Consider the following 15137-nt stretch of genomic DNA (forward strand, 5'->3'; position numbering starts at 1 on the left):
GGCGGAATGGCAATTTTTTGACAGACGGGGGCCCCAGAGGACCAATGGCAAAAGTAATCGGAATCGATCTCGGCACGACCAATAGCTGCGTATCCGTGATGGAAGGCGGCAAGCCCAAGGTCATCGAAAACGCCGAGGGCGCGCGCACCACGCCGTCGATCGTCGCGTTTGCCAAGGATGGCGAGCGGCTGGTCGGCCAGCCGGCCAAGCGCCAGGCGGTCACCAACCCCGAGAACACGATCTTCGCCGTGAAGCGACTGATCGGCCGCCGCTTCGACGATCCCATCACCAAGAAGGACACCGAGCTGGTTCCTTACACCATCGTCAAGGGCCAGAACGGCGATGCGTGGGTGAAGGCAGGCGACAAGGATTACAGCCCGTCGCAGATTTCGGCGTTCACGCTGCAGAAGATGAAGGAAACCGCTGAGGCGTATCTCGGCGAGACGGTCACGCAGGCGGTTATCACCGTTCCGGCCTACTTCAACGACGCGCAGCGCCAGGCGACCAAGGACGCCGGGCAGATCGCGGGTCTCGAAGTGCTGCGCATCATCAATGAGCCGACCGCAGCGGCGCTGGCCTATGGCCTCGACAAGGACACCAACAAGACGATCGCGGTCTATGACCTTGGCGGCGGCACCTTCGACATCTCGATCCTCGAGATCGGCGACGGCGTGTTCGAAGTGAAGGCGACCAATGGTGACACGTTCCTGGGCGGCGAGGATTTCGACAACAAGCTGCTCAATTTCCTGTCGGACGACTTCAAGAAGGCTGAAGGGATCGACCTTACCAAGGACAAATTGGCGCTCCAGCGTCTGAAGGAAGCGGCCGAGAAGGCGAAGATCGAGCTGTCATCGGCAGCGACGACCGAAGTCAATCTGCCCTTCATCACGGCGGACGCGACCGGTCCGAAGCATCTCGTCAAGCAGATCACCCGTTCGGACCTCGAACGGCTGGTTGACGATTTGATCCAGCGTACGCTCGAGCCGTGCCGCAAGGCGCTCGCCGATGCGGGCGTCAAGGCAGCCGACATCACCGAAGTGGTGCTCGTCGGCGGTATGACGCGTATGCCCAAGGTCCGCCAGGTCGTGAAGGACTTCTTCGGCAAGGAGCCGCATTCGGGCGTCAATCCCGACGAAGTCGTGGCGATGGGTGCCGCAATCCAGGCGGGCGTGCTGCAGGGTGACGTCAAGGACGTGCTGTTGCTCGACGTGACGCCATTGTCGCTCGGCATCGAGACGCTGGGTGGCGTGTTCACCCGCATGATTGATCGCAACACCACGATCCCGACCAAGAAGTCGCAGACCTATTCGACCGCGGACGACAACCAGCAGGCGGTCACCATCCGGGTGTTCCAGGGCGAGCGCGAAATGGCGGCGGATAACAAGATGCTCGGCCAGTTCGATCTGGTCGGCATTCCGCCTGCACCGCGCGGCGTGCCGCAAATCGAGGTCACGTTCGACATCGATGCCAATGGTCTGGTCAACGTGTCGGCCAAGGACAAGGGCACCGGCAAGGAGCAGCAGATCCGCATCCAGGCCTCGGGTGGCCTGTCGGACCGCGACATCGAGCAGATGGTGCGTGACGCCGAGCAGTTCGCCGAGGAGGACAAGAAGCGTCGTGCTGCGGCCGAAGCGCGCAACACGCTCGACGGGCTGGTCCACACGACCGAGCGTCAGTTGGCCGACAATGGTGACAAGGTCGATGCAGGCCTGAAGGGCGAGATCGAGGCAGCGATTGCCGCGGCGAAGACCGTTCTCGAAGGTGACGATGCTGAGGCGATGAAGGCCGAGAGCGAGAAGTTCCAGCAGGTCGCGATGAAGCTCGGTCAGGCGATCTACGAGAAGCAGGCCCAGGCCGAGGCATCGCCAGCGGGCGAGGCAGACGCGCCGAAGGAAGACGTCGTCGACGCGGAATTCTCCGAAGTCGATGATACCAAAGCGTAAAAACTGATGCGCACCTCCCGTCATCCGTGCTCTATGTGCGTGGATGACGGGCAGGGCGGGGGCCAAGCATGACGACCGAAGTTGATTTCTACGAATTGCTGGAATGCGAGCGCGATGCCGATGATGGTACGCTCAAATCCTCTTATCGGCGCTTGGCGATGCGCTATCACCCGGACAAGAATCCCGGGTGCAGCGATTCCGAGGCGCGCTTCAAGTCGATCAGCGAGGCCTATGATTGCCTGAAGGATCCGCAAAAGCGTGCGGCCTATGATCGCTATGGCCATGCCGCGTTCAAGCAGCAGGGCGGTGGCGGCGGCGCGCAGGATTTCAGCGCCTTCTCCGATATTTTCGAGAATATCTTTGGCGAGTTCATGGGTGGGCAGCGTGGCGGTGCCAGTGGCCCGCGTCGTGGCGCGGACTTGCGCTACGACATGGAGATCACGCTCGAAGACGCTTTCCACGGCAAAGCGACCGAGATTACGATCGACGTCACTGGCGCGTGCGATGTCTGTAACGGCAGCGGCGCAACCAAAGGCACTTCGGCCAAAACCTGCGCGACATGCCACGGCCATGGTAAGGTGCGGGCGCAACAGGGCTTCTTCGTGGTTGAGCGGACATGCCCATCGTGCCACGGCGCCGGTCAGACGATCGCTGATCCCTGCGGTAATTGCCGCGGCGAGGGTCGCATCGAAAAAACCAAGACGCGCACCGTCAACATTCCCCCCGGTGTCGATGAGGGGACGCGCGTCCGCCTGACCGGCGAGGGTGAGGCCGGCATGCGCGGCGCGCCCGCGGGTGATCTCTACATCTTCCTGCATGTCGCGCGGCACCCGCTGTTCGAGCGCGAGGGGAATACCCTGTTCGCGCGCGCGCCGATCAGCTTCACGACCGCGTCGCTTGGCGGGGAGATCCATATTCCAGGGCCGGACGGCGTGCGCCATCCGATCAAGATTCCGGCGGGCACGCAAAGCGGGCGCGAACTGCGTCAGCGGGGTGCAGGTATGCCCGTGCTGCAAGGGCGCGGGCGCGGCGACCTTGTGATCCGTATCGAAGTCGAAACACCGAGCAACCTCACCGGTCGTCAGCGCGAATTGCTTGAGGAATTCCGCGCGACCGAGACGGGCAAGGAATGCCCACAGAGCACGGGTTTCTTTCAGAAAATGAAGAGCGCCTGGGGCTGACCCGGCGCGGGCAGATGGCTCGCCCCTGATGTTAGACTCCCGACCCCAGCCGGGCCGCCCCGACAGAAGCAGGGGCGGTTTGGGCTGATGGGTCAGAGGATCAGGGTGACCTCTACCAACAGCGCGACACCGGCCGCGGCGATCAGGCCGCTGGCCAGCTTTTCGATAATGCGCATCGTTGGGTCTCCGTTTGCCGGTTCGTTCCGGCACCGACACATCTGGAGATTATTACACTTTTGCGCAACTTTGTTACGCGCTTTCGCACATGCAGCAAATGCAATCGTGACCGTTCGAGGCGCGAATCCAAACCTCCAAATGGAGTCTTTGGTGTTCGAAGTTCGCTTTTAGCGCGGCAAATGCAGCGTTAGTGGACCGACCCGCTCGCGTCGCGGATAGGCTGTGTCGATCGCGTCGGCGATGACGGGCGTGAAGCGCTGATCGTAGATCAGATCGCCGCGGTCGCCATGCGTCACGAAGAACCCGAAATCGCCACGCCGGACGTGCGCCGCGAGCCTTGCCTGGTCGTACACGCCCGCGCTGCCCAATTCGGCGATCATCGCCGGTTCCCAGACCACCGCTTGCCCGGCGCGGCGGAGCAGCACCATGTCGTCGCTCACCACCGGCTTCGTACTTGCCCGCACGCGCGCGACCAGCGCCTGCATCGCTGCGCGGTTTTGGGTGCTGGCGGGATCAGGCGCGATCGGTGGATCTAGCATCTGGATCGGCAGGCCCAGCCCGATCAGCAGCAGTAGTACCCCGCTGGGGGCAGATGAATGCGCGGTGGCGGCGCGAATCACCGGCACGATCGCAAGGCCGGTCAGGATCGCGAGTCCGGCGAACCAATCGATCAGATAATTGTCGTTGGCGCCGGATTTCAGGATCATTGGCAGCATCAGCGTCTTGATCACCACCATGAACAGGACGATTGCGCTCGCCGCCAGTCCGCTTTCGGTCGCCATCCGCTCGCGCCACTGCCGCCAGCGGCGTGGATCGAGTCGGCGCCACGTCACGGCGAACCCGATGCCGCCGAGTGCGATCGGCACGATGTTCGCCAGCAGCACGAGCAGCGCCTTAGTCGCATGGTCCCACGCGATCCGGTTGAGATTGTAGAAAATGATGTTGGTGAGGAACGCGGACGCTTGCGTGGCCTGGATCAGGCCGAGCGCGATCAGCGACGACACGATCGCACTGCCGAGCAGCAGCCATGCGGCGCGCGGGCGGGCAACCAGCAGGATCAGGAAGGCGGCGGCGGGGGCGGGCAGGCTGGTCTGGCGGGTGTAAAGCGCGATCGTGAACAGCACGCCCGCGCCGATCGCGAGGCCCGGCCGCTCCACCGCGCGCACGACCAGCACCAGCCCGGCCATCGTGAAGGCCAGCGCCAGCATGTCGATCTGCATCAGCAGCGCCGAGGTGAGCCACAGCGGGAGGGTGGCGAAACTCAGCGCGGTGATTGCCCCGGCGACGAGCCGCACGCGCCGGTCTTCACCCCGCCCAATTGCGCTGCCGGTCACCACGCCTGCCAGAATCGCCGCAATGATCGTCGAAAGGAGCGATACGAGCCGCCCGGCGAAGAGCTGATCAAGCCCTAGCGCTGATGCCGTCGCCGCCGTCACCAGATGATAGACCGGCGGATAATTGAACACGAACGCCGGGAATTCCTGCAGCGGCGCATAGCCCGTGCCGTCGATGATGCGCAGCATCTGCTGCCACACCACGCCCTCGCCATAATCGCGCCCGAACGGATCGGCGAACGCATCCGCCGCGTGCAGGCCGAGCCGCGCCGCCCCCCAGGCAAAAGCGAGCGCGGCCACCGCCAAGGCGGCGCGCGCGATCAGCATCTGCGAGGCGGCGCGCGGTTGGTTCACGCGGTGGCGTCGCCGAACACCCGCGTGAAGATCGTGTCGACATGCTTCAGGTGATAGCCGAGGTCGAACTTGTCCTCGATCTCCGCCACCGAAAGCGCGGCGGTGACTTCGGGATCGGCCTTGAGCAATTCCATCAGCGACAGTGCGCCGTCCGAATCCCACACCTTCATCGCGTTGCGCTGGACCAGGCGGTAAGCGTCTTCGCGGCTGACTCCCGCTTGCGTGAGCGCGAGTAGCACGCGCTGCGAATGGACGAGGCCGCCCATCTTGTTGAGGTTCTTGTCCATCCGCGCCGGATAGACGACGAGCTTGTCCATCACGCCGGTCAGCCGCGCCAGCGCGAAGTCGAGCGTGATCGTCGCGTCGGGACCGATATAGCGCTCCACCGAGGAGTGCGAGATGTCGCGCTCGTGCCACAACGCCACATTTTCCAGCGCGGGGGTGACGTAGCCGCGCACCATGCGAGCAAGGCCGGTCAGGTTTTCGGTCAGGACCGGGTTGCGCTTGTGCGGCATCGCCGAGGAGCCCTTTTGGCCGGGCGAGAAGAACTCTTCGGCCTCGAGCACTTCGGTGCGCTGCAAATGGCGCACTTCGGTTGCGAGGCGCTCGATCGAGGAGGCGATCACGCCCAAGGTGGCGAAGAACATCGCGTGGCGGTCGCGCGGGATGACCTGGGTCGAAACGGGTTCGATCGTGAGGCCGAGCTTCTCGGCGACATGCGCCTCCACGAACGGATCGATATTGGCGAAGGTGCCGACCGCGCCCGAAATCGCGCAGGTGGCGATGTCGGCGCGCGCCGCGACGAGGCGCGCACGGTTGCGGGCGAATTCGGCATAGGCTTGCGCGAGCTTCAGCCCGAAGGTGACCGGCTCGGCATGGATGCCGTGGCTGCGGCCGATCGTCGGCGTCATCTTATGTTCGATCGCGCGGCGCTTCAGCACCGCCAGCAACGCGTCGAGATCGGCGAGCAGCAGATCGCTCGCGCGCGCGAGCTGTACCGACAGGCAGGTGTCGAGCACGTCGGACGAGGTCATGCCCTGGTGCATGAAGCGCGCTTCCGGGCCGACATGTTCGGCGACGTTGGTTAGGAAGGCGATCACGTCATGCTTGGTCTCGCGCTCGATCTCGTCGATCCGCTCGACCTCGAACGCCCCGCGTTCCCAGATCGCGGCGGCGGCTTCCTTCGGCACCACACCCAGCTCCGCCAGCGCATCGGTCGCGTGCGCTTCGATCTCGAACCAAATGCGGAAACGCGCCTCCGGCGTCCAGATCGCGACCATGTCGGGGCGGGAATAACGGGGAATCATTGGGTTTCCTTGGGTCGGCAGGGACGGGCCATCGCGGAATCGGCTCCAAACCACGACAGGCTGCGCGTTAGCAGGGACGGGGCGCGCCTTCAAATCGGCCGAATCGGGAGCGTTTCGACTGCATGGCGGTTGAACATCTTGCGGTACGATCGGTGGTTGCATGAAACGCACTGGTCGGCCCGACCAAGAGTTTTAATCGAACGATGGAGACATCCGATGTTGAAATACGCATTTCTTGCAAGCGCCATGGCTTTTTCTGCGCCTGCTCTCGCGCAGATCGCCCCGGCGCAGGACATGTCGCAGCAAACGCCCCCGACGGCGCCGTCGACGACTGACCCAGCAATGGTGTCGCAACCCGCGCCGCAGACAGCGGCTCCGGCCGAATCGATGGCCGTCCCGGCGCAGGATGCGGTCGCCGCAACCCAGCCGGCCGCAGCGACGCAGGTGGCCGATGTCGTGACGAAGGAATTCCCGAATTACGACAAGAATGGCGACGGGAATCTGAGCGCCAAGGAATTCGGCACGTGGATGGTCGCGCTGAAGACTGCGAGCGATCCATCGACCAAGGCCACGACACCCGCCACGAAGTCGTGGCTGAACCAGGCATTCGCGCAGGCCGATACCGACAAGAACAAAAAGGTGTCGCAAACCGAGCTTACGGGTTTCCTGTCGCAAAAGGGCTAACCCGGATTATTCATCGGGAGCGATAATCGGTGGTGGCGATCGTGGTCTAAGTCTTTGGTTTGGAGTAGAGAAAGGGTGCTTACGCCATCCCTCTGCTCCAGACAGAAAGTGCCACGACCGCCATGGCCGACGATAGTGGGTTCTCCTTCACCTTCCCAGCCATTCGTGGTCGAAAAATCACCGCCGCGTTCGACGGCGGTCGGCTGACGTCGGACGGCGGCGTGCTACTGCTCGCACAGGCCGAGCGGCGGTTGGGGATCGCGGATCGGCTCGCCGCCTGCATCGCTGATCCGCGCGATCAGGGTCGGGTGATCCACCGGGTCGCCGACATCTTGCGCGCCCGCATGCTCGCGATCTCGTGTGGGTATGAAGACGCCAATGATCTCGACGCCCTGCGGCATGATCCAGGGTTCAAGCTGGCGCTCGGCAAACTGCCGGGTGATCCGTTCGGGCTGGCCAGCCAGCCGACGATGAGCCGGTGGGAAAACGCGCCGACTACGCGCGAGTTGATCCGTCTGACCGGTACGCTGGTCGACCTTTATTGCGCGAGCTACCCCGTGCCACCTGCGGCGGTGACGCTCGACATCGATGATACCGTCGACGTCGTACACGGCGCGCAGCAGCTCTCTTTCTGGAACGGCCACTACGGCGAGCGCTGCTTCCTGCCGATCCATGTCTACGACACCGCTACCGGGCGGCCGGTTGCGATGCTGCTGCGCACCGGCAAAACGCCGTCGGGCAAGGAAGTCGCCGGCCATGTTCGCCGGCTCGTGCGACGTATCCGTCGCCACTGGCCCGATACCCGGATCACGCTGCGCGGCGATGGTCATTACGGTCGGCCAGAGCCGATGGCCTGGTGCGAGGCGAACGGAATCGACTACATCTTCGGGCTGCCCGGCAACCGCACGCTCCACGCCGATCCCGTCATCGTTCGGGAAGGCGATGCCTGCGCGACCGACCGGGCATTGCAGGGACTGGTCGAACTAAGGCGTTACGCAGAGACGCGCTACGCTGCGAAAACCTGGGGGAATACCGAACGTCGCGTCGTTGCTCGCATCGAGGCGAGCAGCCTCGGCCTCGACATCCGCCTCGTTGTCACCTCGCTTGCCGAGGGCAGCGCTGAACGGATCTATGACACGCTTTACTGCGCCCGCGGCCAGGCGGAAAACTTGATCAAGCTGCATAAAACGCAGCTGAAGAGCGACCGAACCTCCTGCTGCTCGGCCAACGCCAATCAGATGCGGCTCATCCTTCACACCGCCGCCTACTGGCTGATGTGGGCCGTGCGGCACGCTATGCCCGCAACCGCCACGCTCCGCACCGCCGAGTTCGCGACCATCCGCCTGCGGCTGCTCAAGGTCGCCGCGCGCGTCGTCGAAACCACCAGCCGCATCCGCATCGCCTTCGCAAGCGCCTGTCCCGATGCCGCGCTGTTCCGATCCATCGCGCTCAACTTGCGCACCACGGGACCATGATCGATGCGGCAGTGGCCGCCAAACGAACCCCGCCCATCAACTCCGCCCCAAACTGTGAACCCGCGATGAGACAGGCGCTTGGGACCCATGCGCCCTGCCTGCGGCTACACGACGCCTGCGCTGACCCATCGGCTGAGAAACGCTGCCGGTGAATAGATCAGGCTAAACGCCTGATTTACGAAGGCCGCCGCCCCAAGCCGGGGCGGCGGTTTTTGCGCGTCTGGAGCAGTGTGCGCTTAACGGGGTGCAGCGATCCCGTATGCCCGGAGCTTGTCGAAGGGCTGCTTGACACACTTCCCGAAGCAGTTGTTGCAGGCAGGGTTTCGACAGGCTCAGCCCGAACGGGGTTGGGCTAGGTCAGTACGCTCGAAACGAGCGGGTCACTTGACCGGAGGCAAGGCTATAGCAAGCCCATCGCCCGCAAGCTCGAATGTCCGCTTGCGCCGATGATGATATGATCGTGCAGCGCGATGCCGAGCCGCTTGCCGGCCTCGGCGACCTTTCGAGTCAAGTCGATGTCCGCGCGGCTCGGTGCCGGGTCGCCGCTGGGGTGATTGTGCACCAGGATGATCGCCGCCGAGCCCAGATCAATCGCGCGGCGGATCACTTCGCGCACGTACACTGCGGCTTCATCGATCGACCCGTCGCTCATCACCTCATCGCGGATCAGGACGTTGCGCGTATTGAGGTGGAGGACGCGGACACGCTCGGTCGTTCGATGCGCCATGTCGACGTGAAGATAATCGATCAGCGCTTGCCAGCTTGCTAGCACCGGCTTTGCGCTTGCCTCTGCGCGAAGCAGGCGCAACGCGGCGACCTGCACGATCTTGATTGCGGCGGCGCTCGTTTCGCCCATCCCGGAAACGCGCATCAATGCTTCGGCATCGGCAGTGAACAGCCCGCCGATGCCGCCGAACTCCGCCAGCAGCGCCTTGGCGAGCGGTTTGGTGTCGCGCCGTGGGATCGCAAGCGCCAGCAGATACTCGATCAATTCGTGATCGAGCAGACCCTCGCCACCCTGTTCGAGCAACCGCTGGCGAAGCCGCCCGCGATGTCCGGCATGATCGGGGGCAGGGTTGCTCATCGGTTCCAAGGACTATCTCCCCGCGTGCCGATGCGCAACGGATCGCATGGGAACGCGCAGGGCGCGCGCACAAGAGTTGACACCCCCCGGTCACCTTCCTAAACGGCCCGTGAAACGGCGGCCTGGTTCAGGCCATCGTTGTTCCCCGATGTCCATCGTCGCGGTGCCAACAGCATCGCGGCGTTTTCTTATCAGGATAGCCGCCCTTGGCCGACGACCGCCAGACTGACGATTTGGACGCCCGCATTGCTTCGGCAAAAGCGGCCGGACAGTCGCGCGGTGGCGTGTCGGTGCCGCAAGCCAAGGGCTATGGGCAGGGTTCGAAGGTTCTCGCTCTGCTGCTCGGCGCCTTGTTTGGCGGTGGTGTGATGGGCTGGGCGATTGATCAGTGGCTGGGTACGTCCCCCTGGGGACTGCTGATCGTCCTGACGCTCGCGATTGTCGGGGCGTTCCTCAATATCATGAAGATCTCTAAGGAGCGTGCTGAGTGAGCGCCGGCAAAATCGATCCGATGGAACAGTTTATGGTGGAGCCCGTCCTGGGCCGCCATATCGAGCTGTTCGGCTATGACGTGTCCTTCACCAACTCGGCGCTGTTCATGGTCGTCGTGTTCGTGTTGCTCGCGGTGTTCATCTCGGGCGGTTTGAAGCGCCAGCTCGTGCCAGGCCGCTGGCAGGTTGCCGCGGAAGACGCGGTCAGCTTCATCGACAATATGGTGTCGGTGAACATCGGCAGCGGCGGCAAGAAATTCGCGCCGTACATCTTCTCGCTCTTCTACTTCATCCTGTTCGCCAATCTGGTGGGTGTCCTGCCGCTGTCGATCGTGCCGGGGCTGCACACCTTTGCGGTGACGAGCCATATCACGGTGACCGCGGTGCTGGCGTTCCTGTCGTTTGCGATCGTGCTCGGCGTCGGCTTCTGGAAGCATGGGCTGAAGTTCTTCACGCTGTTCGTGCCGCACGGTGCTCCGCTGTGGCTGATGCCGGTGATCATTCCGGTCGAGTTCGTGTCGTTCATGGTGCGTCCTTTCTCGCTCGCGCTGCGACTGTTCGTCGCGATGACGGCGGGCCACATCCTGCTCGAAGTGTTCGGCAGCTTCGTGGTGCAGGGCTTCAGCGCAGGCGGCGGCCTCGGGTCGGTCGTCGGCGTGCTCAGCTTCATCATGATCGTCGGGGTCAGCGCGCTCGAGCTGCTGGTCTGCGCGATCCAGGCCTATGTGTTCGCCTTGCTCACGTCGCTGTACCTTCACGACGCGGTGCATCTGCACTAGAGTTTTCAACAACCAATCTACCGTATTTCTAGGGAGTTAATCATGACTGATCTTGGTGCAATGTACATCGGTGCCGGCCTGGCAGCGATCGGTGTCGGTCTCGCCGCACTCGGCGTGGGCAACGTGTTCGGCTCGTTCCTTGAAGGCGCACTGCGCAACCCCGGCGCGGCAGACGGCCAGCAGGGTCGCCTGTTCATCGGCTTCGCCGCATCGGAGCTGTTGGGCCTGATCGCGTTCGTCGTCGCGATCCTCATCCTCTTCGTCGTCAAGTAAGAGCGAGCGCGCCCCATGCCGCAGCTATCCCAAATCGGCGAGATCTACGCATCGCAGCTGTTCTGGCTCGCGATCGTCTTCGCGCTGATCTATTTCGGGATCGGCAAGGCGATGGTTCCTAAGATCGAGAAGACGGTCGAAGACCGCAACGCTCGTATCCAGGGGGACATCGCCGCGGCAGAGGGCGCGCGCGCGACCGCGCTCGCGTCCGAGCGTGACTATCAAGCCGGGCTCGAGTCCGCGCGCAGCAAGGCGACGGTCGCGATCGGTGCAGCCAAGCTGCGGGCGACCGCGAGCACCGAGGCCAGTCTGAAGACGAGCGATGCCGCGATGGCGGAGCAACTTGCCACTGCGACCGGCAAGATCGAAACCTCGAAGACCGCCGCACTGGCGGAAATCGAGACCGCGACCACCGATGCGGTCGAGCAGATCGTCGCCAAGCTTTCGGGCGTGGCGGTCGACCGCGCGACTATCGAAATGCGCGTTAAGGCGGAACTGGCACATGGCTAATCCTGCGGTCGAATCGACCACGCTCAACACCGTTGCGCATACCGGCGTGGCCGAGCTGCATCACGAACCCTCCTTCCTGGGCATAACCGCACCGGGCTTCGTAGCTCTGTCGATGCTGGTCGTGATCGGCATCATGATCTGGCAGAAGGTGCCCAAGATGATCGCCGGCGCGCTCGATGCGCGGATCGCGACCATTCGCAACCAACTCGACGAAGCCTCCAAGCTCCGTGCCGAGGCCGAGGCACAACTCGCCGAAGCCAAGGCACGCAATGCGGCAAGCGCTGGTGATGCCGCCGCGATCGTCGCGCAGGCTGAGGCTGAAGCCGCAGCGATGCTGGCCAAGGCGGAAGCCGATCTGACCGATCTCATCGCGCGTCGCCAGACGATGGCCGAGGACAAGATCGCCGCCGCCGAGCGCGGTGCGATCGCCGAGGTCCGCGCGCTGGCAGCCGACGCAGCGGCACGTGCCGCCGCCGCGATCATCGCCGAACGCCACGGCGCCGACGCCGACAAGGCGCTGGTCGACCGTACCATTTCCGGGCTTGGCCGCTTCAACTGAAGCGTGCCGGCCCGCCGTCCGGCGGGTCCATTTCGTTTTGCCACTGATTTCGCTACACAGCGATCAGCGGCGATTCGCGCCGCTTTCTTTTCGAAAGAGGCTCCCCCATGAAGTCTGTCCTTTTTGCTGCGATCGTCGCGCTGACCGCCGCCCCGCTTGCCGCCCAGACTGCGCCCGCACCCGCCGCCCCGGCGGTTGCTGTGCCTGCCGCGCCCGCCGCTGAAGGCACCGCTAAGTTCACGCTCGACACGCCGATCGAAACGATCGCGTCCGATCCTGCCGCCAAGGCGGTGCTCGACGCCGATCTGGCGAACATCACTGCGCATCCGATGTACGATCAGTTCAAGGGCATGTCGCTCAACCAAGTCGCGCCGATGTCGCAAGGCGCGCTGAGCGATGCGGCGCTGGCCAAGGTCAAGGCTGATCTGGCCGCGATCAAGTAAGGGATCGCGCCGGGCAGGGCATCACGTCTTGCCCGGCGTCACCCACCGCCCGCGGTCACGCCAGAGCGCGGGAAGCTCCTTCCAGGTCGGTGACGTATCGGCCTCATACCCCATGACCGCGCCGGTCGCGATGCCGTGGAACGCCCGCATCGCCTGCAGATGCGCGCCGCTGCGCAGATAGGCGAGCATCGCCGCGCGGTCTTGCCACACTGTCAGCGTATGGTGGATGCCGTCGATCAGCCGCGCATCGACTGAAAGGATGCCGGGCGCCTTGCGGGCCTGCGCCATCGAGCGCAGCGCATGCCACCAGAAGCGCGGTGCGGAGAGCGGGCCTTTTAGCTTCAGGCCAGTGATCGAGATATACATGACGGCGCTGTTAGCACCGCGCCGTCGTCGAACCCAGCGATGAAGGCCGTGGCATCTGCCCGCGGGAATGCCTAGATCGTCGGCTATGTCCCGTCCCGATGCTCCCGATCGTTTCAATGAAGAGAAATCGACCTTTGCCGTGCGCGGGGCGGGGGATGCGCCCGATCTGGAGGCGGGGATCGCGGCGATCCGCAACGTGCTCGCGACGCTGCCCGCGCGGCCCGGTGTGTACCGGATGCAGGATGCGCGCGGCGACGTGCTGTATGTCGGCAAGGCCAAGGCGCTCAAGAACCGCGTCACCAATTACACGCAGGTCGAGCGGCTGACCAAGCGGCTGCAGCGGATGGTCGCGCAGACCCGCAGCATGACGATCGTCACGACCAATAATGAGGCGGAGGCGCTGCTGCTCGAAGCGCAGCTGATCAAGCGCTATCGCCCGGCGTATAACGTGCTGTTGCGCGACGATAAGAGCTTTCCCTTCATCCTGCTCCGCGCCGATCACGACTTTCCGCGGATCCAGAAGCATCGCGGGGCGCGGCGGGCGAAGGGGAATTATTATGGGCCGTTCGCCAGTGCGGGCAGCGTCAACAACACGCTCAACGCGCTGCAGAAGCTGTTCCTGTTGCGGAGCTGCACCGATGGCTTCTTCAAGAATCGCGATCGGCCGTGCCTGCTGTACCAGATCAAGCGATGCTCGGCGCCGTGCGTCGGGCGGATCGACACGGAAGGCTATGCCGATCTGGTGAGCGACGCGAAGGACTTCCTCGCGGGCAAATCTACGCAAGTGCAGGCCAAGCTCGGCGGGCAGATGGAGGTCGCCGCGGCGGCGATGGATTTCGAGCTCGCCGCGATCCTGCGCGACCGGCTGCGCGCGCTGACTTTCATTCAGGGCAGCCAGGCGATCAATGCTGAGGGGATGGGCGATGTCGACATCTTCGCGATGGCCAACAAGAACGGTGTGATCGGCATCCAGGCCTTCTTCATTCGTGGCGGGCAGAATTGGGGGCATCGCAGCTTCTTCCCGGCGCACACCGCCGATGTGCCCGAGGATGAGATCCTGACCGGCTTCCTCGCGCAATTTTACGAGGAAGTGCCGCCGCCCAAGACGATCTTCCTCGACCGCGATCTGGACGAGGGCGAATTGCTCGGCGAGGCGCTGGGGGCGGGGGTCGGCTTCAAGGTGACGCTGTCGATGCCGCAGCGCGGCACGCGGCGGCGGCTGCTCGACCAAGCCAAGCGGAATGCCGAGGAAGCGCTCGACCGGCGGCTGGCGGAGAGCACGACGCAAGCCAAATTGCTGCGCGAAGTGGCGGAATTGTTCGACCTGGCCGAGCCGCCCGATCGGATCGAAGTCTATGACAACAGCCATATCCAGGGGACCAATGCGGTCGGCGCGATGGTCGTCGCGGGGCCGGAGGGATTCCGCAAGGGCCAGTATCGCAAGTTCAACATCAAGAACCCCGAGACAAAACCGGGCGACGATTTCGGGATGATGCGCGAAGTGTTCCAGCGGCGCTTCGCGCGGGCACAGAGCGAGGATCCGGATCGCGATGCGGGTGATTGGCCCGATCTGGTGCTGATCGACGGCGGGCGCGGGCAGTTGAACGCGGTCAAGACGGTGCTCGAGGAGATGGGGATCGAGGACGTGTGCCTGGTCGGCATCGCCAAGGGCCCGATGCACGGCCGCGACGGGCGCGAAGTGTTCCACCTGCTCGACGGGCGCGAGTTCCAGCTCCCGGTCAACGCGCCGGTGCTGTTCTACCTCCAGCGGCTGCGCGACGAAGTGCATCGCTTCGCGATCGGCGCGCACCGGGCGAAACGGGCGAAGGCGATTGGCGCGTCACCTTTGGATGACGTGCCGGGGATTGGGCCTGCGCGGAAGAAGGCGCTGCTGATGCACTTCGGCACGGCGCGGGCGGTGCGGGGGGCGAGTCTGGAGGACCTGCAGAAGGCACCGGGGGTGAGCGCGGCGGTGGCGCAGCAGCTTTACGACTTTTTCCATGCGCGGTGAGGGGGTTGGGGGGTGATCTTCCGACGGCATTGTCGGGGCGGGTGGGCTTAAAGTCACACTTGAGTCGCACCATCGAGCGTTGATGCAGTCCGCGTAAAGTCGCACGAGCCGCACCATCGGGCATCAATGCGGTGCCGGGAGTGCGGACCTTGGAGGGGCGGGCGGG

General features: G+C 64.2%; 15 protein-coding genes. 11 read left to right on the forward strand and 4 right to left on the reverse strand.

Going from position 1 to position 15137, the window contains the following annotated elements; genetic code table 11:
* Nucleotides 1–44 precede the first annotated feature (44 nt).
* Both dnaK and dnaJ read left to right on the forward strand, forming a co-directional pair.
* The gene (gene dnaK / locus HMP06_RS03775) at nucleotides 45–1943 is read left to right on the forward strand and encodes a molecular chaperone DnaK (RefSeq protein ID WP_176495899.1); all 1899 of its coding nucleotides are present in this window, start codon (nucleotides 45–47) and stop codon (nucleotides 1941–1943) included.
* 68 nt (nucleotides 1944–2011) lie between these two features.
* Nucleotides 2012–3124 carry a molecular chaperone DnaJ gene (gene dnaJ / locus HMP06_RS03780; protein WP_176495900.1) on the forward strand — a complete coding sequence of 371 codons (1113 nt, stop codon included), beginning with the start codon at nucleotides 2012–2014 and terminating at the stop codon, nucleotides 3122–3124.
* A 344-nt stretch (nucleotides 3125–3468) separates the two neighbouring features.
* Here dnaJ and HMP06_RS03785 read toward each other — a convergent pair whose 3' ends face one another.
* Together HMP06_RS03785 and purB are read right to left on the reverse strand one after the other, a co-directional pair.
* On the reverse strand, nucleotides 3469–4989 hold the full coding sequence (locus HMP06_RS03785; protein WP_176495901.1) for an ArnT family glycosyltransferase: 1521 nt from the start codon (nucleotides 4987–4989) through the stop codon (nucleotides 3469–3471).
* Nucleotides 4986–6296 carry an adenylosuccinate lyase gene (gene purB / locus HMP06_RS03790; protein WP_176495902.1) on the reverse strand — a complete coding sequence of 437 codons (1311 nt, stop codon included), beginning with the start codon at nucleotides 6294–6296 and terminating at the stop codon, nucleotides 4986–4988. The genes HMP06_RS03785 and purB overlap by 4 nt, the downstream gene beginning before the upstream one ends.
* Nucleotides 6297–6512: 216 nt before the next feature.
* On the opposite strand from purB, the gene HMP06_RS03795 reads away from it, so the two are divergent.
* Nucleotides 6513–6980, forward strand: coding sequence for an EF-hand domain-containing protein (locus HMP06_RS03795; protein ID WP_176495903.1), 468 nt, complete (start codon nucleotides 6513–6515; stop codon nucleotides 6978–6980).
* A 122-nt stretch (nucleotides 6981–7102) separates the two neighbouring features.
* Nucleotides 7103–8455: an IS1380 family transposase gene (locus tag HMP06_RS03800; protein WP_176495742.1), complete on the forward strand. Its 1353-nt coding sequence runs from the start codon at nucleotides 7103–7105 to the stop codon at nucleotides 8453–8455.
* A gap of 400 nt (nucleotides 8456–8855) precedes the next feature.
* Here the strand turns inward: HMP06_RS03800 and radC are convergent, their stop codons facing one another.
* Nucleotides 8856–9539, reverse strand: coding sequence for a RadC family protein (radC, locus tag HMP06_RS03805; protein ID WP_176495904.1), 684 nt, complete (start codon nucleotides 9537–9539; stop codon nucleotides 8856–8858).
* A 206-nt stretch (nucleotides 9540–9745) separates the two neighbouring features.
* Here radC and HMP06_RS03810 point away from each other — a divergent pair, with 206 nt between their 5' ends.
* The 6 genes from HMP06_RS03810 (at nucleotide 9746) to HMP06_RS03835 (ending at nucleotide 12594) form a co-directional block, all read left to right on the forward strand.
* A complete protein-coding gene (locus HMP06_RS03810) occupies nucleotides 9746–10030 on the forward strand; it encodes an AtpZ/AtpI family protein (protein ID WP_176495905.1) in 285 nt (94 codons plus the stop codon).
* Nucleotides 10027–10809, forward strand: coding sequence for a F0F1 ATP synthase subunit A (locus HMP06_RS03815; protein ID WP_176495906.1), 783 nt, complete (start codon nucleotides 10027–10029; stop codon nucleotides 10807–10809). The genes HMP06_RS03810 and HMP06_RS03815 overlap by 4 nt, the downstream gene beginning before the upstream one ends.
* A 60-nt stretch (nucleotides 10810–10869) precedes the next feature.
* Nucleotides 10870–11082, forward strand: coding sequence for a F0F1 ATP synthase subunit C (locus tag HMP06_RS03820; RefSeq protein WP_010164404.1), 213 nt, complete (start codon nucleotides 10870–10872; stop codon nucleotides 11080–11082).
* Nucleotides 11083–11097: 15 nt separating this feature from the next.
* On the forward strand, nucleotides 11098–11592 hold the full coding sequence (locus tag HMP06_RS03825; RefSeq protein ID WP_176495907.1) for a F0F1 ATP synthase subunit B family protein: 495 nt from the start codon (nucleotides 11098–11100) through the stop codon (nucleotides 11590–11592).
* Nucleotides 11585–12151: a F0F1 ATP synthase subunit B family protein gene (locus HMP06_RS03830; protein ID WP_176495908.1), complete on the forward strand. Its 567-nt coding sequence runs from the start codon at nucleotides 11585–11587 to the stop codon at nucleotides 12149–12151. The genes HMP06_RS03825 and HMP06_RS03830 overlap by 8 nt, the downstream gene beginning before the upstream one ends.
* A gap of 107 nt (nucleotides 12152–12258) precedes the next feature.
* The gene (locus tag HMP06_RS03835) at nucleotides 12259–12594 is read left to right on the forward strand and encodes a hypothetical protein (protein WP_176495909.1); all 336 of its coding nucleotides are present in this window, start codon (nucleotides 12259–12261) and stop codon (nucleotides 12592–12594) included.
* A 21-nt stretch (nucleotides 12595–12615) separates the two neighbouring features.
* Here HMP06_RS03835 and HMP06_RS03840 read toward each other — a convergent pair whose 3' ends face one another.
* The gene (locus HMP06_RS03840; RefSeq protein WP_176495910.1) at nucleotides 12616–12960 is read right to left on the reverse strand and encodes a hypothetical protein; all 345 of its coding nucleotides are present in this window, start codon (nucleotides 12958–12960) and stop codon (nucleotides 12616–12618) included.
* Between the two features lie 85 nt (nucleotides 12961–13045).
* Between HMP06_RS03840 and uvrC the strand changes: the two genes are divergently transcribed.
* Nucleotides 13046–14971 carry an excinuclease ABC subunit UvrC gene (gene uvrC / locus HMP06_RS03845; protein WP_176495911.1) on the forward strand — a complete coding sequence of 642 codons (1926 nt, stop codon included), beginning with the start codon at nucleotides 13046–13048 and terminating at the stop codon, nucleotides 14969–14971.
* Nucleotides 14972–15137: the final 166 nt, after the last annotated feature.

The organism is Sphingomonas sp. HMP6 (assembly GCF_013374095.1).
Taxonomy (GTDB): Bacteria; Pseudomonadota; Alphaproteobacteria; order Sphingomonadales; family Sphingomonadaceae; genus Sphingomonas.